The following is a 25,436-nucleotide window of genomic DNA, read 5'->3' as shown; positions in this document are numbered from 1 at the left end:
TTTACATGACGATTCCATTAATTATCGGTGGAGTTTTACTGGCAATTTTAATTCTACTCATTTTAGTGTTCATTACGAAGTATCGTACGGTTGGTCCAGATGAAGCGTTAATTGTTACAGGGAACTGGCTTGGTGGAGGAAAGAATGTTGTTACCACTGATGATGGAAAGAAGATTAAGATTATCCGCGGGGGCGGTACTTTCGTAGTTCCAATTATGCAAAGAGCAGAGCCTTTAAGCCTATTAAACTACAAATTAGAAGTTGGTACACGTGATACTTATACGAAGCAAGGTGTTCCAGTTACAGTAAATGGTGTTTCTATTATTAAAGTAGGTTCTACAATTGAAGAAGTATCTACTGCAGCTGAGCAATATTTAGGAAAAGAAACAGAAGAGTTAAAAGTAGAAGCAAAAGAGGTTTTAGAAGGTCACTTACGTGCAATCTTATCTTCTATGACAGTAGAGGATGCGTATAGTAATAGAGAGCAATTTGCTCAAAAGGTACATGAAGTGGCTTCTACAGATTTAAAGAAGATGGGACTTCGCATTGTTTCTTTCACAATTAAAGAAATAATGGATAAAAACGGATACTTAGATGCACTTGGTCAGCCGCAAATTGCGACAGTTAAGCGTGATGCAACAATTGCAAATGCAGAGCGTGAAAAAGAAGCACGTATTGAAAAAGCACGTGCTGAAAAAGAGGCAAAAGAAGCAGAATATCAACGTGATGCACAAATCGCTGAAGCTGAAAAACATAAAGAATTAAAAGTACAGTCCTATAAGAGAGAACAAGAGCAAGCACGTGCAGATGCGGATCTTTCTTACGAATTACAACAAGCGAAAGCACAACAAGGTGTTACAGAAGAGCAAATGCGCGTTAAAATCATTGAGCGTGAAAAGCAAATCGAGTTAGAAGAAAAAGAGATTGCGCGTCGTGAAAAGCAATACGATGCAGAAGTTAAGAAAAAAGCAGATGCAGATCGCTATGCTGTTGAGCAATCAGCAGAAGCAGAAAAAGTAAAACAAATTAAAAAGGCAGATGCGGATCAATATAAGATTGAAGCTGAAGCGAGAGCTCGTGCGGAAGAAGTACGTGTGGAAGGTTTAGCGAAGGCGGAAATTGAAAAAGCGCAAGGTCAAGCGAAAGCGGAAGTACAAAAAGCGCAAGGTACAGCAGAAGCAGATGTTATTAGATTAAAAGGTTTAGCAGAAGCAGAAGCGAAACAAAAAATTGCTGAAGCATTTGAATTATATGGTCAAGCGGCAATTATGGATATGGTTCTTAAAATGCTTCCAAGTTATGCGAAGGAAGTTGCAAGTCCGCTTAGTAATATTGATAAAATCACAGTTGTCGATACAGGCGGCGGTGGTAAAAATAGCGGGGCCGGAAAAGTTGCGGGCTATGCGACTGATTTAATGGCAACGATGCAAGAAACGTTAAAGGCTTCTTCTGGAATTGACTTAAAAGAGCTATTAGAAGGATTTGCAGGAAAAGGAGCAGTGCAACAATTATCAAGTGATAAACCTGTTGTATCTGTAGTAGAAGATGAGAAAAAAGAAGTAGAAAAAGATAAAGAATAATAAGGTGGAAAGAACCTCTAGTAAGTGAAATACTAGAGGTTCTTCTGTGAATTATAATATTTCGAATAATATACATTTTTATACATTGTTTTAATTATTTAATTTATATAGAATGAAAAAGATATGTATCAATTCTTTATGATGTAGAAAAAGATAGAGAGTCTCATCGATACATTTAAATCGTATTATTTTTATAGAAAGATTAAATGTTAATTAATTACATTTAAAACGGTATGGAGGGGTAGAAGTATGTTTCAAGGGAAACTAAGGAGTAGTAGTTTAAAAACAAAGTTACTTGTATCATTTATTATTATTTTAGTTCTTCCAAGTATTGTAATTGGTTGGACGTCTTATCAACAGGCGAAGACGAATTTTAATGAAACGATTTTAAACTCGGCGAAAGATAATATAAAAATTTTGGATAATGTAATTAATAAAGAATTGGATAGTAAAAAAGTAGATGCAACTTATTTTACGAAATTATTCACACAATCAAGTTACCAAGCAGATCAAATTCAAAACATACAAAATAAACTAGAAGAATACAATAAACTGCATCCAGAAATGGAAGCAATCTATACAGGATCTAGTAATGGACAGTTCATTCAATCACCAGCTATTCAGATGCCAGATGGATATAATCCTACAGAAAGAGATTGGTATAAAGAGGCCGTGAAGAAAAGCGGAGAAGTAATTGTAACTGCTCCATATAAGTCAAAAACGACAGGGAATATTGTTATTACACTAGCAAAGCAAAACGAGGATAAAAGTGGAGTTCTTGGGATTGACTTAATCATTAATAATATTGTTACTACTTCCAAGATGGTTAATATTGGTAAGGAAGGATATGTAGCGATATTTGATCAAGATAAAAATGTAGTAGCGCACCCGAAAATGAAGCCAGGAGAGAAATTAGAAGAGAAACTTAGTAAAGAATTGTATAAACAGGAAGCTGGGGATTTTCATTATTCATTAGATGGTGAAGATCGCAATATCACTTTTAAAACGAATAAGAAAACTGGGTGGAAAATAGCAGGAATTATGCCTTCCAAAGAAATTATCGAAGCGGCTGAACCTATTTTCTATAAAACAGTAACTGTTCTTGGAATTTCACTAATAATCGGTGGGATTGTAATTTACTTCATAATTGCGTCTATTATTAAACCGTTAAAACAACTTGTCATATCATCGAAGAAGATTAGTGAAGGTGATTTAACAGAATCAATTACAGTTCATTCTAAAGATGAAATTGGACAGCTAGGAGAAAGTTTTAACGAGATGGCTGCATCGTTACAAAGTGTCATTTCCAATATAAACACTTCAGCAAGTCATGTAGCGGCATCTTCAGAAGAATTAACAGCTAGTATGAAGCAGACAAGCGAAGCGACGGAACAAATTACACAGGCGATAGAGCAAGTATCAAGTGGTGCAGAAATACAAACGAAAGAAGTTGAAGAAGGAGCAACATTGTTAGAAGAAGTTACAGAAGGAATTCAGCGTGTTGCAGATAGTTCTTCATTAGTATCTACAGCCTCTATGTATACGAAGAAAAAAGCTGAAAATGGTGGGAAGTTAGTTGAACAAACTGTGAATCAAATGCAATTAATTCATGAGTCTGTTTCACAGTCAGACAAAATCATTGGTTTGTTAGACGATAAGTCGAAACAAATTGGAGCAATCCTTGAAGTGATTCAACATATTGCAGAACAGACAAATTTATTAGCGTTAAATGCGGCAATTGAGGCTGCGAGAGCTGGAGAGCAAGGAAGAGGATTTGCAATTGTAGCAGATGAAGTGCGAAAGCTAGCAGAACAATCAGGACAGTCTTCTACGGAAATTGGGAAACTAGTGAAAGAGATTCAATTTGATATAAAAGAAACAGTAAGCTCTATGAATCAAGTTGGAGCAGAAGTACAATCAGGACTTGTAGTTGCAAATGAAACGAAGCAAAGCTTTGCTGAAATATTGAAATCTACGGATGATACAGTTGTACAAATTGATAACATGGTAGATGTAGCAAAACAAATGACGGTAGATGCAAAACAAGTAAGTGCATCTATTAATGAAATTGCAGCTACAATTGAAGAAAATGCAGCAAGCGTTCAAAATATTGCTGGTTCCTCTGAGGAACAATTAGCTTCAGTAGATGAAATAAATGCAGCAGCAGTCCATTTATCACAAATGGCAGAAGAATTACAAGAGATGATTAGTAAGTTTAAAGTGTAATAACGAATGTTAAGAAACGAGGTAGTAATTTTACTTCGTTTCTTTTTTTATGAAGAGAAAAAGAAAGAAATATAGAGTAACCGTGTTATGATTAAGTATAATTAAAGAGACTGTATATTCTTTAAATTCTATCTTTAATCATGTTAGGGGAATGGTTTTGAAATTAAAAAAATTAAAACTCCAACCGAGAATTACATTAACTATTAGTACACTTATTTTAGTTGTACTTATGCTAACGAGTTATTTATTTTATTACATATTATCTGAAACGGTAGAAGAGCAAATTGGCAAAAGGGCTTTGCATGTTGCGAAAACAGTTGCTGCTATACCTGAAATAAAGGAAGCTTTTCAAAAAGAAAACCCAGCTTCTATTATTCAGCCGATTGCAGAAAGAATTCGAATGGATACAGAGGCTGACTTCATTGTAGTTGGAAATAAAGAGGGGATTCGATATGCACATCCTGAGCGAGATAAAATAGGAGAAGCGATGATTGGTGGAGATAACAAAGGCGTTTTATTAGAAGGAAAATCATATGTTTCGAAAGCAACTGGATCATTAGGCCCTTCATTACGCGGAAAAGTTCCAATCCGTAATCAGGAAAATGAAATCATTGGTGTGGTGTCTGTTGGATTTTCAATGGATGATATTCATGGAGCGGTAGAGGTGTATGGAAAGCGTGTATTTTGGATTACAATAATAGGGCTATTAATTGGAGTAATCGGCTCTATATATTTAGCGGCAAGTATAAAAAGAATGATGTTCGGTATGGAACCAGAAGAAATTTCATCTTTATATGAAGAGCATAGTACAGTGATTCAATCTGTACGTGAAGGGATTATTGTAATCGATAAAAATGGCATGATTAGTTTAGTCAATCAAGCAGCTTATGATATTCTTTCGCTAGATAAACAACAAAATATTATTGGGGAATTTATTTTAAATGTAATTCCTAATTCAACGATACTAGATGTACTTCAAACTGGTGAAGAACAGTTTGATCGCCAATTAAATATAAAAGGACAGGCTGTTATTGCGAACCGTCTACCTATTAAAGTAAAGAATAAAGTAACTGGCGTTGTATCGAGCTTACGTTTGAAATCTGAAATGGATCAGTTAACAGCAGAATTATCTCAGACGAAGCAATATACAGAGGCATTACGAGCGCAAGCGCACGAATATAACAATTTATTGTATACGCTTTCAGGTCTTATCCAATTAGAATCATATGAAGATGCTTTAGAGCTTATTCATAAGGAAACAGCGGTATATCAAGATTTTGTTCAATTTATTATGAAGCGGATTCAAAATCCATGGCTAGGTGGAATTTTAATTGGATTTTATAATAGAGCACGAGAGTTGAAGATTGATTTTATGCTAGATAGAGAAAGTGGTTTAGACAAATTAAGTCCACATATTGAGAGTAATTATGTCGTTTCTATTTTAGGAAATTTAATTATGAATGCATTTGAAGCAATTGAAAAAAATGAAGAGAATGATAAGAAAGTAAGGATGTTTGTAACTGATATTGGAGAAGAAATATTAATTGAAGTGGAAGATTCAGGACAAGGGATTCATGATGAAATAATTACTAGCATATTCTATAAAGGCTTTTCGACGAAAGAAGGAGGAGAGCGAGGATATGGATTAGCAAAAGTGAAAGAGTTAGTAGAAGATTTAAATGGAAGTATTGCAATTGAAAAAGGGGATTTAGGTGGTGCGTTATTTATTATTGCACTACCGAAAGAGAGAGGCGAATAGTAATGAGTGAGGAGATTGAAGTATTAATTGTAGAAGATGATATTCGGATTGCTGACATTCATCGTCGTTTTACTGAAAAAATTGAGGGATTTAAAGTAATTGGAACGGCAACGACTGGAGAACAAGCGAAAGAATGGCTAGAGCTTGTGAAGCCACAGCTTGTTTTATTAGATGTGTACTTACCTGATATGCAAGGAACGGAACTTGTCACATATATTAGGCATCATTTGCACGATACAGATATTATTATGATTACAGCGGCATCGGAAACAGATGTAGTGAGGCACGCCCTGCGGGGCGGAGTAACAGATTATATCGTAAAGCCACTAATGTTTGACCGATTTAAAGCAAGTCTGGAAGGCTATCAAAAAAAGATTATACAGTTAAAGAAAAATAATCAATTATCTACGGAGCAAATTGAATATTTATGGTCTCAAAGAGGGGTGAAGGGAGATCAAATAGAATATGCCCCGAAAGGGATAGATCCTTTAACTTTAGCGAAAATAAAAAAGCATATGTTAACAGTTAATGAAGAAGGGATTACAGCAGAGGTGCTAAGTTCAATGGTAGGCGTAAGCCGATCAACTGCAAGGCGTTATTTAGAGTATTTGATATCTGGGAAGAAAGTCCACGCAGAGCTAATATATGGAAGTGTTGGGAGACCGGAGAGACGTTATTTTCTTGTTTCTTCATAATAAAAAACAGTAGAGGATTTTATTCCTTCTACTGTTTTTTTTTGCATCTTATATTGGAATAATCCCAATTACAATTCCGGTAATTAACATAACCATTGTCGTTCCAACGGCCCATAATAAAGTGAAGCGTTGATGTTCACCGAAATCAACTTTTGCCATTCCGACCAATAAATAAGTGGAAGCGACAAGAGGACTTAATAAGTGAACGGGTTGCCCAAGTAAGGAAGCACGCCCCATTTCAGCTGCACTAATTCCGTAAGTAGCAGCAGCTTTCGTCAAAATAGGTAATACCCCGAAGTAAAATGCATCATTAGACATGAAAAATGTGAATGGCATACTGAGAAGTGCTGTAATAATTGGCAATTGTGGTCCAAGTGCATCTGGTATAAGAGTTACTACACTGTTAGCCATTGCATCTACCATTTTTGTTCCAGATAAAATACCAGTGAAAATACCGGCAGCAAATACGAGAGAAACAACTGCTAATACATTCCCAGCATGAGAAGCAATACGTTCTTTCTGTTGCTCTAAGTTTGGATAGTTAATCATAACAGCGATAGCAAAAGCGACTGTAAATAAAACAGGTAACGGCATAACTTCTAGTATGAGACAGACAAGTAATGTGGCGGTTAATAAAAAGTTAATCCATAGAAGTTTAGGGCGTTTATGCACTGCTGCTTCGACAGTTGCAGCTTGCTCATCCATTGTTTGCATTTGTTTTAAATACTGTACATCCATAATTCCTAAACGTTTTCTTTCTTTTTTTCCAAGATAGTAGGCAACGAAAACAACCCAAATTGCACCAGCAATCATTCCTGGAATAAGAGGTGTAAATAATTCGGAAGCCTCAAGTCCAAGTGCGCTCATAACACGAGCTGTCGGTCCACCCCAAGGTGTAAGATTTGTTACCCCTGCCCCTAACATAACAACTCCAGCTAATATGAGGGGGTTCATTCCAAGGCGCTTATATAGTGGATACATTGCGGAAACTGTAATCATGTATGTTGTTGTACCATCACCATCTAGAGAAACGATAATAGTCAATATAGCCGTTCCGACAACGATTTTTAAAGGATCTCCTTTTACAAATTTTAAAATCTTACTAATGACAGGATCGAATAAACCGCTATCAATCATAATCCCAAAATATAAAATAGCGAACATAAGCATAATACCAGTAGGTGCTAATTTTTGAATCCCCTCTAACATCATAGGCCCCATATTGGCATAGAATCCGCCAATTAATGCAAAAACACTCGGAATTAATATTAATGCTACTAGCGCTGACATACGTTTCGTCATAATTAAAAACATAAAGACAAATACCATCGCAAATCCAAGTAGTGCTAACATGTAATTTCCCCCTTAAAAGAATGATTGCGCTTTCAAAATAGAATAAAAATTCAGAAAAAGGTTTTTTATTTATAATAAAAGCATCTATTCAAATGGTAAATAATTTGAAAAATAACATCATTAGAAGCATAATTTTTATTTTGTTCATTTTGTTCACGGTAGTTAATTTGAATTTTTAAAAAGTAAGCTGCTTCTCGTAAGAATGGTAGAATAAGATGAAAATAGTGAAGTGTGAAATAGGGAGTAGATGTTATATGAAAACGAGAATTGAAGAGATTTATAGCTCTTATGAAGGAAAAGTAGAGGAGATTTTTATTAATGAATCTTCTTACGTATATGAATGGGAAAAATTACTGATGATCCGAAAAAATGACGGTGAGCTTAAAAAAATTGCAGTCGGGATTAGTGGAAATATAAGATTGGTAAATGTAGAAGTTGGACAGGAAATTAGTGCGGATACATTATTAGTTAAATTAGAAGATGATTTGTTAATTACAGGTTGCGAGTGATGAGAGATGTGTAGAAATAACTACACATCTTTTTTTGTTTCCTATATTACAAAAAGCACATTGTTTTTTCACAAATCTCACACAACCTTTTGGTATTCTTTTCGTGGAGTATACGGTTTCTAGGGAGGAATATTGATGAAAGTAAAATATGTCGTACTTGCTATATGTTTATGTTTCGTATTTACGGTAGTCGGGTGTGGGAAAAAGGAAACAGCAGCTGTTGCCATTGATGAGAAACATGATAAATGTGATATTTGCCAAATTGGGGTAACAGATAATCAATTTGCAACAGAAATTATTTTAGAAAATGGAAAAGCGTTAAAGTTTGATGATATCGGTTGTATGTATAAATGGATGGAGATCAACTCAGATGAAAAGACGAAAGAGAAATTTGTCCGAGATTATGATTCGAAAGATTGGATTTCGTTAGAAGACGCTACTTACGTATATGATAAAACAATAACGACACCGATGGCTTATAATGTCATCTCATTTAAAAATAAAAAAGATGCAGAGAGCTTTGTATCTAACTATAAGGGGAAAGTTCTTTCGTATAAAGAGCTAGCAGAGCATAAATGGGAAATGAATAAAGAGATGATGGGGAAACCGAAGGCAGGAAATCATGGTGGACATCATTAATAATAGAAAAAGACAACTATATAGTTGTCTTTTTCTATTATTACTCAGGTGCAAATATAGAAAAGGTGTAAAATTTTTAGAAGAACGGTTACAATGGAATATAGTAACCTAAAGCAATCATTTATCCCGCATTAACGGGCGGTAAGATCCCCACCTCAAAATTTAGTGAAAGCAAAGAAGTTAGGTGGAGTCGGGCTGCCCGTAAAAGCCCAACTGGTGTGGGCTAATAATTAGTGGTGGATGAACAAAACCCCCACTAATTAAAGTTTCACTTTATGTACTTTTTAGAAATGTATACAAATGCGGTAAAAACGTGCTAAACTAATTGCTTCATAATGTTAATGATGGGGCCATCAGGCGTATCATTTCAATAGGTTGAGAAACATAGTATAAGCTTAAGATAATCCGATTAAAGAAGGAATCTAAAGGGCTTATGGATAAATGTACTCAAGAAGAGTTATTGTATGTGATGGAGGAATGGTTAAGAAAACATTATCTTTCATAGGAGCTGTAGTTGTGAGAAAACAAAAAATTTTATTATGTATTTTATTAGGACTTTTAATGACGGTAGTGGCTTGTGATAAGCAAGAAGAACCAGAATCGAAACCGGTTCATGTGAAAAATGAGAAGAAAAAAGAGAAGCATAAAGAACAGGAAGAATCTAAAGAAGAGAAAAGTATAAATTTAATGGACAAACAGTTGTTACTTTCAGCTACTCTTGGAGACACAGAGACAGCTATGAAGTTGATTCAGGATGGAGCGAATATAAACGTAGAAGGTGACAACGGAGAAACGCCTGTCCTTGCAGCGACGTACCAAAATCATGTAGAGACAGTTAAAGCATTAATTGGTGCAGGTGCTAATATTGAAATTAAAGATGAGAAAAAAAGTAATCCACTTCTTTATGCAAGTAGAGAAGGATATACGGATATTGTAAAAGTATTAATTAATGCAGGAGTTAATACGAAAGAAACGACTAGGTCAGGTGGGACAGCACTTATTTCTGCATCTGAGCGTGGCCATGTAGAGGTTGTTAAAGAATTATTAGAGCATACAGATATTGATGTGAATTATAAAAATGAACGTGGTGGAACAGCGTTATTAGAAGCAATTGTATTAGGAAATGGTAGTGAAAACCATAAGAAAGTAATTCAATTACTTATTGATCACGGTGCAGATGTAAACATGGCTAACAAGGAACATCTGACACCACTGCAATACGCTGAAAAAAGAGGTTTTAAAGATATTGTAAATATGTTGAGGGTAGCTGGAGCGAATGAAGTAGTACAGCCACAACAACCAGTAGAGTAAAAAACGAAAAATAATCCCATTTAGATAGACAGAATGAAGAAATCAGTTAGTATGATGGATTCAGTAATGTGTATTTGAATGGGATTTTTATTTTGAACATGAAAAATAGATTATGAATGGATGGTAAATGGAGTAAATAAGGAGGCAACCTTATTTGGCAATTGTAAAAAATGAAAAAGTAGTTTCTGTTTGTTGCAGTGCCAGAAGTACGCCCGTAGCTGCTGAGGCAAGTGTGGAAACTTTAGCTGAGTTTCAAGGGAACGGATATGGTACTGATGTTGTTACAGCCTAGGCCATATCAATACAAGAGAAAAGGCGCATTCCACTTTATAGTACTGCTTGGGATAACTTTAGTTTGCAAGCAGTGGCAAGCAAACTAAAAATCATTAACTATGGAATGAATTTACATATTGATTGAATTTTAAGTATTGTTTCGTTCTATTTATTTATATTTTAATATCTAGATTAATGTAAATAATGATATGGTGAATATTAACATTCGATTAACACCTAATTAACAATCTATCAAAACTGACTTAATAAATGCGTAATATAGTAAAGGTAACAAAATAACTAGGGTAGAGAACATTTGAGAACACCCACTTACATATAATGTGCCACTTTCTTAGGTGTGCTCTATTCCCTAGAGTTCAAATAAGGAGAAAGGCGTTCTATGTAAGTAGGTGTTTTTAGTTTGGATAAAAATAGAACAGTTAGGTGGAATAAATGTTTAAAGAACCTTATATTGCGATGATAAAGGATTGGAAAGGATACAAAGCATACAAAAAATTGCCGAAAACAGTTTTTCTTATGACTGGTTCAATGCTGGAATTACCAGAGCGTGTATATGAATTGCAGAAACATGGACATGATGTATTTCTTCATTGTGATTTTATACAAGGCTTAAATACGAATACAGAGGAAGCGCTTTTGTATATTCAAGATGTTATCGGGGCACAAGGTATTATTTCAACAAAGGGTTCAACAATTCGAAATGCTAATAAAATTGGATTGAAAACAATTCAACGTATTTTTATTGTAGATACTTTATCTCTTACTAAATCAATTGAAAATTGTAAAACGACTAAACCAAATGCAGTAGAGATTATGCCGGGGATTATGCCTTCTATTATTAAGCAACTAGTAGAGGAAATAGAGTTTCCTATTATTGCAGGAGGGCTGATTCAAACGCGAGAAGATGCGGAAATTGCAATTCGTGCAGGAGCAAGTGCGATTTCAACAAGTCATTATGAAGTATGGATACAAGAAGAAAAAAGGAGTGCAACCTTGTGATTGAATTGAAAAATGTTTCAAAGGTATATAAAAATGCAGAAGAGACAGCGGTTAAAGGCGTATCGGTTCATATTAAGAAGGGTGAATTTTTTGTTTTAGTTGGACCTTCGGGATGCGGGAAAAGCACATTATTACGAATGATCGCTGGCTTAGAAGAGATTTCTTCAGGAGATTTAATTATTAATGAACGTGTTGCAAATGATCTAGAGCCGAAAGACCGTAATCTATCAATGGTATTTCAAAATTATGCATTATATCCACACTTATCTGTAGAAGAAAATATTTTATTTGGACTTAAGGTAAGAAAAGTACAAAAAGAAGAGCGACAAAAGCGATTAATGGAAGCTATTGAAATGGTAGGACTGAAAGAGTATGTGAAAATGAAACCAGGCCAATTATCAGGCGGACAAAGACAGCGTGTTGCACTTGCCAGGGCAATTGTGAGTCAAGCGCCAATCTGTTTAATGGATGAACCACTTTCGAATTTGGATGCGAAATTACGTGCGCAAATGAGAATTGAAATTAGAGAAATTCAGCAGCGATTAGGAATTACGATGATTTACGTTACCCACGATCAAATAGAAGCGATGACTATGGGTGATCGTATCATGGTTTTAAATAAAGGAAGTATACAGCAAGTTGGAACACCACTTAACATATATAACGAACCAGCAAACGAATTTGTTGCAAGCTTTATAGGTTCTCCTTCTATGAATATAAATGATGGGGAAGTAAATAAAGAAAAAGGTGTATTACATATAGGACAATTGCAAATTCCATTATCTATTAGACAGTTAAAGCAATTACCAGAAGGAACAATTCGCATAGGCATGCGCCCTGAGCATATTGCACTGTCTGAGGAGGGACAAGAAGTGACGTTGCAATCTGTAGAAGTATTAGGGAATGAATCTATATTGAACTTTGCGGTAAATGGAACAACTTGGAGTGCGAAAGTTATCGGACAGTTACTCCTGAACAAAGGTGACAAAGTAAAATTATTATTCTCGCAAGAAAAGTTATGCTTCTTTAACGAAAACACGAATGAACGCTTAAAAGTGGTAGCTGAAGAAGAGTTGAAAGTGGTGGCGAAATAATGATCGAAGTAAGTAAGTTACCAGTTCAAACAAAGGTGTCAAAAAAGAAAAAATTATGGGAGAGAACGAAAGATTTAAGAATAGGATTATTGTTTTTGGCGCCATCTATTTTGCTATTTTCGATTTTTCTGTTCTATCCATTGTTTAGGACGATTTATTATAGTTTTTATTTAACCGATATACATGGAGAAGCTAATCTTTTCGTTGGCTTAGAAAATTATCAATATTTATTCTCTGATCCAGCCTTCTACAAAAGTATAAAATCAACTTTATTATTTGTTTTATATACAGTTCCTACGAGTATTATATTTGCTTTGTTTCTTGCATTGATTGCAAATGGAAAGGTAAGAGGTATTGGGTTATTCCGAGTTCTGTTTTCTTCGACGATGGGAATATCAGTAGCTGCTAGTGCAGTGATTTGGCTATTTTTATTTCATCCAAGTGTAGGATTATTTAATAATATATTAGCCTCTATGAACCTTCCTGCAATCGCATGGTTAACGAGTCCGGACTGGGCACTATTCTCTGTATCAGTTACAACAGTTTGGGTGAATACAGGTTTTGCATTTTTAGTTATATTAGGTGGTTTACAAAATATTGATACGTCTTTATATGAGAGTGCATCTATAGATGGCGCTAGTTATTTATATAAGCTTCGCCGTGTTACATTACCGATGCTATCACCAACTTTATTCTTTATTGTAACAGTAACATTAATTAGTGCGTTCCAAAGCTTTGGACAAATTGATATTTTAACGCACGGTGGACCAAATGATGCAACGAATTTAATTGTGTACTCGATTTACAAAGAGGCGTTTGTGAATCATCAATTTGGAACAGCGAGTGCACAAGCGATGGTATTATTTGTTTTCATTTTCGTTGCTACATTACTTCAATTTAAGTTTGCTGAGAGAAAGGTGCATTATAAATGATTGTTAAACAGTGGAAACAAAATTTCCTATTATACATGCTACTCATTATTAGTGCAGTGATGGTATTTTTTCCTGTACTGTATGCATTTTTAATAAGCTTTATGACACCAGACGATATTCAAATGAGAAGGTTATTTCCGACCCAGTTTACTTTTGATAATTTCATTAATATTTTTCAAAAAGTACCGCTTTTTACATACTTATATAACAGTTTAATTGTATCGACAGTCGTTATGATTGGACAACTTATCGTATCAAGTTTAGCAGCTTATGCTTTTGTTTTTCTTCAGTTTAAAGGGAGAAACTTAATTTTCTTCCTGTTTATTTCAACGATGCTTATTCCGTGGGAAGCAACGATGGTGCCTAACTTTTTAACGATTCAAAACTTTGGCTGGATCAATAGTTTCGCCGGGATGACAGTGCCGTTTTTTGCAACAGCTTTCGGTATTTTCTTGTTACGCCAACATTTTATGACACTCCCGAATGAACTGAAAGAAGCTGCTTTTATTGAAGGGATTGGAAATATAAGATTTTTATTCAGCGTTGTAATACCGTATTGTAAAACGAGTTTTATTACGCTTGGAGTATATAGCTTTTTAACAACATGGAATATGTATTTATGGCCACTTTTAGTGACCACTGATGAAAAAGTAAGAACAGTGCAAATCGGTGTAAAGCAGCTTCAGTCTCAAGAAGTTGCAACTGATTGGGGAAGCGTGATGGCCGGTGTTACGGTTATCGTTATTCCAACATTGATTTTACTATTTTTAGGGCAAAAGCAATTACAACAAGGATTAACAAAAGGTGCAATTAAATAACTAAGAGAAGGTGGGATTTAAATGAGTCTAGTTAAAAAAGGTGCTGCTCTATTAATGGTAGCAACAATGGCATTATCTAGTGCAGCTTGTTCAAATAGTAAAACAGAGGGAAAACCTGAAGCACAGGCAAAAGTAGCACCAGTTGAAAAAAATGGTGATAAAACTGTAATTCGCTTCTGGCATGCGATGGGTGGAAAAACACAAGGAGTATTAGATGGTCTTGTTGCAGACTATAATAAGTCGCAAAATAAATATGAGATAAAGGCAGAGTTCCAAGGGACATATGAAGAGTCTTTAACGAAATTTAGAACGATGTCTGCAACGAAAGAAGCGCCAGCTCTTGTTCAATCGAGTGAAATTACAACGAAATATATGATTGATAGTAAAAAAATCACACCAATTGATAGCTGGATAAAAAAAGATAAGTACGATACGTCAAAATTAGAAAAAGCAATTACAAATTATTATTCAGTTGATGGAAAAATGTATTCTATGCCATTTAATTCATCTACACCAGTATTAATTTATAATAAAGATGCTTTCGCAAAGGCGGGCTTAGATCCAGAGAAAGCTCCAAAAACATATGCGGAATTACAAGAAGCAGCGAAAAAGTTAACGATTAAAGAAGGCGGAAATGTAAAACAATATGGATTCTCCATGCTTAACTACGGTTGGTTCTTTGAAGAATTGTTAGCGACACAAGGTGCTTTATATGTAGATAACGAAAACGGTCGTAAGGATGCTGCAAAGAAGGCGGTATTCAACGGTAAAGAAGGACAGAAAGTATTTGGAATGTTAGATGATTTAAATAAGGCTGGCGCCCTTGGAAAGTATGGAGCAAGTTGGGATGATATTCGTGCCGCGTTCCAATCTGGACAAGTTGCTATGTATTTAGATTCTTCAGCAGGTGTTCGTGATTTAATCGATGCATCTAAGTTTAATGTAGGTGTTTCATATATTCCGTATCCAGAGGATTCGAAACAAAATGGTGTTGTTATTGGTGGAGCATCATTATGGATGACGAATATGGTTTCAGAAGAAACGCAACAAGGTGCTTGGGACTTTATGAAATATTTAACGAAGCCAGACGTACAAGCAAAATGGCATACTGCAACAGGTTATTTCTCAATTAATCCAGATGCATATAATGAGCCATTAGTAAAAGAGCAATATGAAAAATATCCACAGTTGAAAGTAACAGTAGATCAATTGCAAGCGACGAAGCAATCTCCAGCAACACAAGGGGCTTTAATTAGTGTATTCCCAGAATCACGAGATGCAGTTGTAAAAGCATTAGAAGCGATGTATGACGGGAAGAATAGTAAAGAAGCGTTAGATGAAGCTGCCAAAGCAACAGATAGAGCAATTAGCATTTCAGCTCGTACGAGTCAAAAATAAGAGAAAGCCGTATCCTTAAAAGGGATACGGCTTTCTTTATAGGGAGATAAGGGATCAAAGAAATGATGAAGTCTTATCTCTTTTATATGAGTAAAGGGTCTAGAGTGAATGTTGTCCTTTTCATTATTTATTTAACTCCATTGCGACTTGTTTACCATTTACGAAAACCTCTACTACCGCTACTACAACTTCCATTACTTTTTTCATCTCTCATCTCTCCTTATTTTTTGTTTCATTTCTTACTCTCAGTATAAGGAAATACAGTAATTACAACTATCGAATTGGATGACAAGAGACTTACATTGTTGTAAGGATAATAGTTTAGTTTGTAATAAAGTGAAACTGTAATCAGTGGAGGGCTTACTGCCCGTTAATGCGGGATTTCAATTCTGAACTTTCTGTCGTTTTGAACTATAATTAGAAAGAGGGGGGATAATATGAAAAGAATTCTTGTTATTAGTGATATTCATGGAGAGATAGAAAAGTTCGAACAGTTATTGGAAGAAGCTCAATATGATGCGAAACAGGATCAATTAATCTTACTGGGAGATTATGTAGATCGTGGTCCAAATGCGCGTGCTGTAATTGAAAAGGTAAGAGAATTGAAAAAAGAGGGAGCACTCATTTTAAAAGGAAATCATGAAGATATGATGATTAAGGCGTTAACGACAAATGAGGAACGTTCATGGAACCATTGGGTAAAAAGAAATGGTGGAGATAAGACATTATATAGCTATGGATTTGTAGAAGAAGATATTGCGGTTAATGAGAAAGACTTCCAAAAACCGATTTTACACTCTCGTGTATTAGAGGAACATATAAAGTTTATTCAAGAATTAGATCATTACATTGAAACAGAAGAGTATATATTTGTACATGCTGGGGTTGAACCGATGAAACGAGTTTCTGAATCTGAACCATATACATTAATGTGGATCCGTAATGAATTTCATAATGGATATAGCGGTGAAAAGGTTGTTGTATTTGGGCATACGGAAACAAAAACGCTTCATGGTAGTGAGGATTGCGGAGTGTATTTTGGTAGTAATCGTATTATTGGGATTGATGGCGGGGCTGTGTATGGCGGTCAGCTAAATTGTTTAGAGTTGCCGAGTAAAAAGGTATATGTAATAAAAAATTGAAAGAGATAAGAGGAATCTTATTTCTTTCAATTTTTTATTAAGCTAAATTTAAGACAAAGTTTTTATAATAAAACTTCAAAATTTTAGAAGGAAATAGTTAAAAATGAAATTACGTAATATAACTACATTCTTTTGTTATAAAGAGAAGAAATGTAATAATAAATAGAATTGAACTATTTGATGGAAGGTGAGAGCATGCGTTTACTTGTAGTAGAAGATAATGCTTCGTTATTAGAGTCTATCGTACAAATTTTACGTGATGAATTTGAAGTAGATACGGCAATAAATGGAGAAGATGGATTGTTTTTAGCTCTTCAAAATATATATGATGCAATTTTGCTGGATGTGATGATGCCAGGGATGGACGGATTTGAAGTGATTCAAAAAATACGAGATGAAAAGATTGAAACACCAGTCCTGTTTTTGACAGCGAGAGATTCTTTAGAAGATCGGGTGAAGGGATTGGACTTTGGTGGAGATGACTATATTGTTAAGCCATTTCAGGCCCCTGAATTAAAAGCGAGAATTCGTGCTTTACTACGCAGAAGTGGTAGTTTAACAACGCAGCAAACAATTCGTTATAAAGGGATTGAATTGTTCGGAAAAGATAAAGACGTTCAAGTAGATGGACAAAGTATTAAGTTGACATTGAAACAATATGAGCTACTAGAGTATCTCATTCAAAATAGCGAGAAGATTTTAATGCGTGAACAAATTTTTGATCGTGTTTGGGGATTTGATTCAGATACTACAGTAGCGATTGTAGAAGTATATGTGCATCATTTGCGTAAAAAATTAGAACCATTCGGTTATCAGAAAGATATTCAAACCGTTCGAGGTATTGGATATATATTAAAAGAACAATGAAAAAAGGAAGTATGTTTCAAAAAACACGCATTCGTTTGACTATAGTGAACTCATTAGTATTTATTCTATTAATAGGTATATTAGGTAGTATTATTTATTCATACACATATAAGCGTATTTATAATGAAGTGGATCAATCTATAAAAATGATGGCTCAGTATAGAGAAAAATTAGATGTTAAAATACCACCAAGAAAACGCATGGAGAATATCCAAATTGGAGATCCGCGAGTAACTAGAATAACTTGGAATGGAAAAATAGTGAAAATAGAGGGCGATAACCGTAAATTCCGTTCTATTTTTGAAGAGAATTTGGAAAGTTTTTCTCCCGAAAAATTAGAGGAGTTACAAGATATTGAAATACAAGGACGATATTTTAGAGCATTTTCGCTTCAAAAAGATGGAGAAATAGTTCAAATCGTGCGAGATATAACAGCGGAAGAAGGAATGTTAAATACTTTATTTTTAATTCTCGTTATAGGTTGTAGCATAGGAAGCCTCTGTGCGATAGGTATTGGCTTTTTCCTAGCTGGTAGAGCACTTGTACCTATTCAAAGTTCATGGGAGAAACAGCAACAATTCGTTTCTGATGCATCACATGAACTCAGGACACCACTTGCAGTTATTCAATCAAAAACGGATGTTTTATTCCAGTCACCATCCGCTACGATAGAAGAAAAAGCGATGGATATTTCTACAATTTCAAAAGAATGTAGGCGGTTATCGAAACTCGTTAGTAATTTATTATTGCTAGCACGTTCTGATTCTAATCAAATTGAGATGGATAAGAAAACATTTGAACTTGATAAATTGTTAGAAGAAATAGTAGCTCCATATAAAGAGATTGCTTCTTATCAAGAAAAAGAAATGATGCTAAAAGTAGAACGTGGTGTATCTTTTATGGCTGATAGAGAGCGGATTCATCAAATGATGGTCATACTGTTAGATAATGCGATGAAGTATACAAACGAAGGTGGGCATATTCAAATTGATTGCACGCAAACGAGTAGTTCAATTCGCATACAGGTGAAAGATGACGGGATAGGAGTGAAAGAAGAAGATATTCCGAAATTATTTGATCGTTTTTATCAAGGGGATAAAGCAAGAAGTACGTCAGAAGGAGCTGGATTAGGTCTTTCAATCGCAAATTGGATTGTAGAAAAGCATTACGGAAAAATATCAGTAGAGAGCAAATGGGGAGATGGCACTTGTTTTGAAGTGATTTTCCCTAAAAACCAAAAAATATAAGTAAGAAGACGACCTTGTTTTTACAGGGTCGTCTTTTTTTAAGGTAAAGTTAAGAAACTATTTATATTATGTATGGCATAAAGAAAGTTCGTTACATGAAGAAGAGACTAGGTGTATGTGAGTGGGGGTTATCAATCATAATGTTATCTCAAGCAGCGATGAGATGTATGTATAGTATTAAAAAAACTAGGGGAATGATGGGAAAGAAAGTATAAGAGGGAGGAATTAATTTTGAAAAAGAAAATGATGACGGTATTCACTATTGGAGTAATGAGTTTAAGTATATTAGGGGGTGCCTCTCCTTCTGAAACACAAAAAGGAAAGACAGATTACACGCAGCGCAGTAAAGAACAATTGAACAATGGTAAGATACATGCAGTGCATACAGAAGAAAAAGCAGAGAAACTAGGTATTGAAACGGAAGGAAAAGAACAAATTACACTAGAAAAAGAAATTCATGAAACAGAAGTAGGAAGGGAAGCAGAGCAGTTAGGCATATCGATTGAAGGAAAAGATGTTGGGACGCTGTCAGAAGAAATCTATGAAACAAAAGTAAAGCAAGAAGCGTTAAAGCTAGGTATATCTATAGAGAATACATCAATTGTAGATTTAATTACTCAAATTAATGCGATTAAAATTAAAGATGAAGCAGATAAATTAGGTATTTCGACAGATGGAAAAGAAATCGAAGACATCGCGGAAGAAATCTACGGAAAGAAAGTAAGAGAAGAAGCAGAAAAGCTAGACATTTCTCAAAAAGGAAAAGAAATTGAAGAGTTAGCACAAGAAGTGTACGAACAAAAAGTACAAGAAGAAGCAAAAAAACATCATATTGATTTGTATGGTAAAGATATATATCAAATATTAAGAGAAATTAATGAACAAAAGGTGCTACAAATGGCAGATGAGCTTAATATGGATAAAATGAATATGAATATTCAAGAGTTAGCGGAAAAGATAAAAAAAGATCAGCCTGAAAAAGGAAAAGAACTAAATTTTGTACCGATGGTACGAACGGATGCTGACGCATTTTATTCTTATTTAACGAATTAATAAGGGTGTGAAAGCGATAAGAAAATTGAAGTGGTATATATGTACAGCTTTACTAGGTGCAGCAATATGGAGTGTATATACAAATGGAATTCCAAAGTATGTAGAGAAGTTAACATTCTCAAATATACAAAGAGGAAAAGAAACGGAGTTTAGTAATAACGATGAAAAAGTCATCTTATCAAATGTTCCCTTAATTCAGCAGTTACCAGAATTGGATAGAGGCTGTGAAGTGACGAGTTTAGCGATGATGTTACAATACGCTGGTGTTTCAGTGGATAAGATGACATTAGCAAATGAAATAAAAAAAGTTGATTTTATAGACGATGGTGTGCGCGGGAATCCAAATGAAGGATTTGTAGGTAATATTTATACATTTTCTGAATCGGGATATGGTGTATATCATGGGCCACTTTTTCAGTTAGCGGAAAAATATTTACCTAATAAAGCTGTAGACTTAACAGGGAAGAATATAGAAGAAATTTATAAGAGTATAAAAGCAGGGCAACCTGTAGTCATGATCACAAATGCAACATTTGCACCATTAGATGCAGATGAATTTACTACATGGGAAACAAATAGTGGAGATGTTTCTATTACGTATAATGAACATTGTATTGTACTTATCGGGTATGATCAGGAATCTGTATATATTCGAGATCCACTTGAGGGTAGCTTAGATGTAAAAGTACCGAGAGAAACCTTTGAACAGGCATGGGCGCAAATGGGAAGTCAGGCAATTAGTTATGTAAAGAGCGTCAAATAAATTAGGACGAAGAGTTTTAGTAATATGACTATAAGGCGAAGGATAAAGATTTGAGGATTATAAGAGAAGTTTTATAGAGTATAAGCTGTTAAGAAATAAGAGAACTTTAGCATATATAATGCTAAAGTTCTCTTATTTTTATGATTAAAATACGTATAAGGAGTGAATATGCAAAAATGCATAATTGACGAAAAAATTACATGTTATCATTATATATTGTTTTATATATATTAATTGTATAAAATGACACAAGTATCCACATTACATAAAGGAGGCTTATTATGCAAAAAATATTTAACTGGGTTAAATGTATGAGTATCAATAAAAAATTAATCATTTCATTTTTTATTATTTTAACTATACCAGGAATTATTATCGGTGGTGTTTCATATCAAACTGCCAAAACAAATTTTGAACATCAAATGACAGCTAAAGCAAAGGAGAATATTTCGATTTTAAATACTGTTATTTCTCAAAATATAGAAGAGAAATTTGTTGATGCGACGTACTTTGCAGACATCTTAACAGAGGATACATATCCAAACGGACAAGAAGAAATAGTAAGAACGAAGTTAGCGCAATATATAAAGCTTCATCCAGAAGTAGAAGGTATTTATATTGGAACAGAGACGGGAAAGTTTATAAGAGAACCATTTATCCAGATGGCTGATGGGTATAATCCAACAGATAGATCTTGGTATAAAGAAGCACATGAAAATAAAGGAAAAGTAATTGTTACTGCACCATATCAGTCAGCATCTACAAAAAATATGGTAGTGACAATTGCAAAAGAAGTAAAAGATGGTAAAGGTGTTATAGGAATTAATTTAAACTTAGATAACATCTTAAAAATTTCCAAAATGATTAACATTGGTGAAAAAGGTTATGCAGTTATTTTAGATCAAAATAAGCAAATTGTTAGTCATCCATCTAGAAAACCAGGTGCAAAAGTTACTGATCCTTGGATTAAACCAATTTATGAAGATAAACAAGGAAATGTGTCTTATACAGAACAAGATGATAAAAAGAATTTAATCTTTGCAACAAATGAGAAAACGGGCTGGAAAGTAGTTGGTGTTATGTTCGATGAAGAAATTACCCAAGCTGCCAGTCCAGTGTTTTATAAGACTTTGATTGTCATTGCTATCGCTATTGCATTTGGTAGTATATTAATTTATTTCATTACAAAGTCTATTACAAGGCCATTACGAAAAATAGCTGAATCGGCATATAAAATTAGTAAGGGAGATTTAACAGAGAAAATTACAATCCATTCCAAGGATGACATAGGGAAATTAGGGAATTCATTTAATGAAATGTCTACGTCTTTACAAGATGTTATTACCCAAATTAGCTTTTCAGCAGAACATGTTGCAGCATCGGCAGAAGAGTTAACAGCGAGCGTACAGCAAGCAAATGATGCGACAGATCAAATTACAATTGCAATGGAACAAGTATCAGGTGGGGCTGAATCACAAAGTCAAGGTGTTGAAGAAGGTGCGGCTACATTGCAACAAGTAAATACAGCAATTCAAGATGTAACTGGAAGCGCAGAGTCAATTTCTATTTCCTCATTACATGCGCGAGAAAGAGCTGAAGAGGGAGAAGATTTAGTTGAACAAACTGCAAAACAAATGCAGTCTATTTCTAGGTCGGTATCCGAGTCAGATGCTATTATTAAACTGCTTGATGAGAAATCAAAGCAAGTAGGAGCTATTTCTGAAGCAATTCAAAACATCGCAACTCAAACAAACTTATTAGCTTTAAATGCGGCTATTGAAGCAGCAAGAGCAGGTGAACAGGGGCGAGGATTTGCTATTGTAGCAGATGAGGTTAGAAAATTAGCAGAGCAATCAGGAGAGTCATCTGGAGAGATTGCAAATTTAATTGCAGAAATTAAGGCGGATATTGAACATACTGTTAAGGCGATGGATAATGTGAATGGAGAAGTTCAACAGGGCCTTGATGTTGTAACAAAAACGAAAGTAAGTTTTACGGAAATTTTAAGTTCTACTACACATATTGTTTCTCAAGTTAATCAAATGGTAGAAACAACGAAGAGAATTGCTGGAGATGCAAATGAAGTGACAAATGCTATTGATGAAATTGCAGCTGCTGCAGAAGAAAATACAGCTAGTATGCAAAGTGTTGCAGCTTCAACAGAAGAACAGGTTAATTCCATGGAGGAAATTAGTTCAGCTTCGCAAAACTTAGCTGAGATGGCAGAAGAACTACAAGCGATGACTAGTAAATTTAAAGTATAATAACAGCAGATAAGTAAGGTGAAAATAATATCACCTTACTTATTTTTCTATTCAGCAATTAGGGGAGTCATTAACGGGATGAAAAAAAGAAGAAGACTATGGAATTTATGGAAAACGATTACATTGTTAGTTTGTACAGTTGTAATTTTTTCTTTACTTGTGACAGATATATTAATTAGTCATAATGTAGAACGGACGACGGAGGATAGCCAAGCAGAGAAGGCAAAAACAATTGCACACATTGTGGCGAATGATTCGATTGTAATCGATGGTTTGGTTGGGAAAGCAGATACCTCTGCAATCCAAACGTATACAAATAGAATATTACAAAACACAGGTGTTCAGTTTATTGTAGTTATGGATATGAATGGAATAAGAAAGTCACATCCAAATCCTCAAAAAATAGGGCATCATTTTATTGGGGGAGATGAAGGGCCTGCATTGAAAGGAAAAGAACATGTATCGTTAGCAGAAGGAACTTTAGGTATTTCCATGCGAGTGTTTGTACCAATATTTTCTGAAACAGGTGAACAACTTGGAGCTGTGGCTGTTGGTATTTCAGCAGATAATGTAAAAGAGAGAGTTAAGGAAAGTAGACATATCATTTATATTGGTGTCGGAGTTGGTGTATTAGTCGGAATTATAGGAGCAATATTGCTAGCTAGACATATAAAGAAAAGTTTATTCGGTCTTGAGCCGCACAGGATAGCAAAAATTCTTGAAGAAAGAAATACGATGCTACAATCTGTAAAGGAAGGTATTATTGCTGTAGATAAAGAGGCTAGAGTAACATTAATTAATAATGAAGCGAAACGTCTATTTAAAAAAAGCGGACTTGAAGAAGATTTTATCGGTAAAGATGTTGAGTTGTATATGCCAAATTCACGTATAAAAGAAGTATTGCAAACGGGAGAAGTACAATTAAACGAAGAACAAAATATTTATGGAATTACGATTGTGACGAATCGAGTTCCTTTATATGTAAAAGGAGAAATAGTTGGTGCAATTGCAACATTTCGTGATAAAACAGAGATTAGAAAACTAGCAGAGGAACTAACTGGTATTAGACTATATGCAGAAGCATTACGGGCACAATCTCATGAGTTTATGAATAAGATGCATGTCGTATTAGGGCTTACACATATGAAGCAGTATGAAGAATTACAGAAGTATATAAGCGGCATGGTATCAGAGCATCAATATGAAATTGGTGGAGTTATGAAAAGAATAAAAAGTCCAGTATTTGCTGGTTTTTTACTAGGTAAGCTCAGCTATGCTAGAGAGAAAAATATAAAATTAATTATAAGTGAAGATTCTTATATGCCGGAAATAGATGATGAAAGTATTACTCATGAACTTATTACGATTGTCGGAAATTTAATTGATAATGCATTAGAGGCAGTTACGAATTGTGAAAAGAAGCGAGTTGAAGTTAAGATACAACATGGGGATATACTAACTATTACAGTACAAGATACGGGAAAAGGTATACAAGAAAAAGAAATAGAGGAATTATTTACGAAAGGTTATTCCACAAAGGGAGATAACCGCGGTTATGGTTTGTATCTTGTAAAAGAAAGTATACAGCGAATAAATGGGGAAATTCATATGCATTCATTAGTAGGTAAGGGAACAACGATAACAATTGAAATACCTAAAGGTAGGGATGAGAGGCAAATATGATTAAAGTTTTAATTGTAGAAGATGACCCGATGGTAGCAATGCTAAATACGCATTATTTAGAGCAAGTAGGAGGATTTGAACTTGTTCAAGCAGTTAACTCAGTAAAGTCGGCGATCGAAATATTAGAGAAATCACGAGTAGATTTAGTATTACTTGATATTTTTATGCCTGAAGAGACTGGTTTTGAGCTTTTAATGTATATCCGGAACCAAGAAAAAGAAATCGATATTATAATGATTTCAGCTGTACATGATATGGGAAGTATTAAAAAAGCATTACAATATGGTGTAGTAGATTATTTAATTAAACCATTTACATTTGAACGATTTAAAGAGGCATTAACTATATATCGAGAAAAACTTACTTTCATGAAAGAACAACAAAAAATTAGTCAATCGGAATTAGATTCGTTAATTTTACAAAAAGAAAAAAGGGAGCCTACTGTCACGAAAGAGCTTCCGAAAGGGTTAACGAAGCAAACGTTGCAATTAATTTGGCAGAAGATCGAGTCGTTGAATGGAAGAGTGTTTACAACAGATGAAATGGCACAATTAGTTGGAATTTCAAGAGTTTCTATTCGAAAATATGTAATGTTTTTGACTGACATTGGGGTGTTAGAAAACGAAATGATGTACCAACATGTGGGCAGACCTGTAAGTAAATTAAGATGTGTTGATCAAAAGAAAATAGAGTTTTACGTATAAGCGACTTAATATAAGTCGCTTATACTTTTTTTAATTACAAAATCAATTACAAAACTTACAAAAACTATTTTTACTATTGAAAGCGTTTTAATATTGTTATTAAGAA

At 34.5% G+C, this 25,436-nt stretch carries 21 protein-coding genes and 3 pseudogenes; 23 read left to right on the top strand and 1 reads right to left on the bottom strand.

The annotated features are described in order from the left end of the window. The first annotated feature begins 5 nt into the window (after positions 1–5). The 5 genes and pseudogenes from ACTFRU_RS25810 (at position 6) to ACTFRU_RS25790 (ending at position 6,260) form a co-directional block, all read left to right on the top strand. Positions 6–1,580 carry a flotillin family protein gene (locus tag ACTFRU_RS25810; protein ID WP_000155019.1) on the top strand — a complete coding sequence of 525 codons (1,575 nt, stop codon included), beginning with the start codon at positions 6–8 and terminating at the stop codon, positions 1,578–1,580. Positions 1,581–1,829: 249 nt separating this feature from the next. After that, a pseudogene (locus tag ACTFRU_RS25805) lies at positions 1,830–2,864 on the top strand (HAMP domain-containing protein); the annotation flags it as partial. Beyond that, positions 2,859–3,806 carry a methyl-accepting chemotaxis protein gene (locus ACTFRU_RS25800; protein WP_370512796.1) on the top strand — a complete coding sequence of 316 codons (948 nt, stop codon included), beginning with the start codon at positions 2,859–2,861 and terminating at the stop codon, positions 3,804–3,806. The pseudogene ACTFRU_RS25805 and the gene ACTFRU_RS25800, both read left to right, overlap by 6 nt. 151 nt (positions 3,807–3,957) lie before the next feature. Next, positions 3,958–5,565 carry an ATP-binding protein gene (locus ACTFRU_RS25795; RefSeq protein ID WP_076876415.1) on the top strand — a complete coding sequence of 536 codons (1,608 nt, stop codon included), beginning with the start codon at positions 3,958–3,960 and terminating at the stop codon, positions 5,563–5,565. 2 nt (positions 5,566–5,567) lie between these two features. Continuing rightward, complete coding sequence (locus ACTFRU_RS25790; protein WP_001287988.1) at positions 5,568–6,260, top strand: response regulator; 693 nt, start codon at positions 5,568–5,570, stop codon at positions 6,258–6,260. 48 nt (positions 6,261–6,308) lie between these two features. On the opposite strand, the gene ACTFRU_RS25785 is transcribed toward ACTFRU_RS25790, so the two are convergent. Then, positions 6,309–7,613: a CitMHS family transporter gene (locus tag ACTFRU_RS25785; RefSeq protein WP_000880474.1), complete on the bottom strand. Its 1,305-nt coding sequence runs from the start codon at positions 7,611–7,613 to the stop codon at positions 6,309–6,311. Positions 7,614–7,867: 254 nt separating this feature from the next. Between ACTFRU_RS25785 and ACTFRU_RS25780 the strand changes: the two genes are divergently transcribed. The 18 genes and pseudogenes from ACTFRU_RS25780 to ACTFRU_RS25695 all read left to right on the top strand — a co-directional run bounded on the left by ACTFRU_RS25780 (position 7,868) and on the right by ACTFRU_RS25695 (position 25,330). After that, entirely contained in the window at positions 7,868–8,122 is a 255-nt protein-coding gene (locus ACTFRU_RS25780; RefSeq protein ID WP_000857376.1) for a hypothetical protein, read from the top strand. 135 nt (positions 8,123–8,257) lie between these two features. Then, the gene (locus tag ACTFRU_RS25775; RefSeq protein ID WP_000865665.1) at positions 8,258–8,761 is read left to right on the top strand and encodes a nitrous oxide reductase accessory protein NosL; all 504 of its coding nucleotides are present in this window, start codon (positions 8,258–8,260) and stop codon (positions 8,759–8,761) included. Positions 8,762–9,202: 441 nt separating this feature from the next. Beyond that, on the top strand, positions 9,203–10,072 hold the full coding sequence (locus ACTFRU_RS25770; RefSeq protein ID WP_000287336.1) for an ankyrin repeat domain-containing protein: 870 nt from the start codon (positions 9,203–9,205) through the stop codon (positions 10,070–10,072). Between the two features lie 142 nt (positions 10,073–10,214). Next, positions 10,215–10,490: pseudogene (locus tag ACTFRU_RS25765) on the top strand (GNAT family N-acetyltransferase); the annotation flags it as partial. 308 nt (positions 10,491–10,798) lie between these two features. Beyond that, the gene (locus ACTFRU_RS25760) at positions 10,799–11,365 is read left to right on the top strand and encodes a glycerol-3-phosphate responsive antiterminator (RefSeq protein ID WP_000472003.1); all 567 of its coding nucleotides are present in this window, start codon (positions 10,799–10,801) and stop codon (positions 11,363–11,365) included. Continuing rightward, entirely contained in the window at positions 11,362–12,459 is a 1,098-nt protein-coding gene (locus ACTFRU_RS25755; protein ID WP_000571390.1) for an ABC transporter ATP-binding protein, read from the top strand. Before ACTFRU_RS25760 ends, ACTFRU_RS25755 begins: the two co-directional genes overlap by 4 nt. Next, the gene (locus ACTFRU_RS25750) at positions 12,459–13,391 is read left to right on the top strand and encodes a carbohydrate ABC transporter permease (protein ID WP_000573797.1); all 933 of its coding nucleotides are present in this window, start codon (positions 12,459–12,461) and stop codon (positions 13,389–13,391) included. Before ACTFRU_RS25755 ends, ACTFRU_RS25750 begins: the two co-directional genes overlap by 1 nt. Continuing rightward, complete coding sequence (locus ACTFRU_RS25745) at positions 13,388–14,209, top strand: carbohydrate ABC transporter permease (RefSeq protein ID WP_000635946.1); 822 nt, start codon at positions 13,388–13,390, stop codon at positions 14,207–14,209. Before ACTFRU_RS25750 ends, ACTFRU_RS25745 begins: the two co-directional genes overlap by 4 nt. Positions 14,210–14,230: 21 nt before the next feature. Further along, a complete protein-coding gene (locus ACTFRU_RS25740) occupies positions 14,231–15,607 on the top strand; it encodes an ABC transporter substrate-binding protein (RefSeq protein ID WP_000060602.1) in 1,377 nt (458 codons plus the stop codon). A gap of 437 nt (positions 15,608–16,044) precedes the next feature. Beyond that, positions 16,045–16,749, top strand: coding sequence for a metallophosphoesterase family protein (locus ACTFRU_RS25735; protein WP_000821975.1), 705 nt, complete (start codon positions 16,045–16,047; stop codon positions 16,747–16,749). 195 nt (positions 16,750–16,944) lie between these two features. Beyond that, positions 16,945–17,616, top strand: coding sequence for a response regulator transcription factor (locus ACTFRU_RS25730; protein WP_053565530.1), 672 nt, complete (start codon positions 16,945–16,947; stop codon positions 17,614–17,616). Further along, positions 17,613–18,863 carry a sensor histidine kinase gene (locus ACTFRU_RS25725; protein ID WP_000715832.1) on the top strand — a complete coding sequence of 417 codons (1,251 nt, stop codon included), beginning with the start codon at positions 17,613–17,615 and terminating at the stop codon, positions 18,861–18,863. The genes ACTFRU_RS25730 and ACTFRU_RS25725 overlap by 4 nt, the downstream gene beginning before the upstream one ends. A 231-nt stretch (positions 18,864–19,094) precedes the next feature. Beyond that, a complete protein-coding gene (locus ACTFRU_RS25720) occupies positions 19,095–19,916 on the top strand; it encodes a hypothetical protein (RefSeq protein WP_000728587.1) in 822 nt (273 codons plus the stop codon). A 7-nt stretch (positions 19,917–19,923) separates the two neighbouring features. Then, a complete protein-coding gene (locus ACTFRU_RS25715) occupies positions 19,924–20,679 on the top strand; it encodes a C39 family peptidase (protein WP_002023225.1) in 756 nt (251 codons plus the stop codon). 281 nt (positions 20,680–20,960) lie between these two features. Continuing rightward, positions 20,961–22,004: pseudogene (locus tag ACTFRU_RS25710) on the top strand (cache domain-containing protein); the annotation flags it as partial. Then, entirely contained in the window at positions 21,996–22,943 is a 948-nt protein-coding gene (locus ACTFRU_RS25705) for a methyl-accepting chemotaxis protein (RefSeq protein WP_433846465.1), read from the top strand. The pseudogene ACTFRU_RS25710 and the gene ACTFRU_RS25705, both read left to right, overlap by 9 nt. A 78-nt stretch (positions 22,944–23,021) precedes the next feature. Continuing rightward, positions 23,022–24,626 (top strand): sensor histidine kinase, encoded by a 1,605-nt coding sequence (locus ACTFRU_RS25700; RefSeq protein WP_000747345.1) that lies wholly within the window; start codon positions 23,022–23,024, stop codon positions 24,624–24,626. Beyond that, positions 24,623–25,330, top strand: a complete 708-nt coding sequence (locus ACTFRU_RS25695) for a response regulator (protein WP_000598666.1) — start codon at positions 24,623–24,625, stop codon at positions 25,328–25,330. Before ACTFRU_RS25700 ends, ACTFRU_RS25695 begins: the two co-directional genes overlap by 4 nt. The last annotated feature ends 106 nt before the right edge of the window (positions 25,331–25,436 follow it).

Origin of the sequence: Bacillus cereus group sp. MYBK220-1, from assembly GCF_051916445.1 — a bacterium.
GTDB classification, from domain to species: Bacteria; Bacillota; Bacilli; order Bacillales; family Bacillaceae_G; genus Bacillus_A; species Bacillus_A cereus.
The sequence above is the reverse complement of the archived record's forward strand: the minus strand, read 5'-3'. Positions and strand labels throughout refer to the sequence as shown.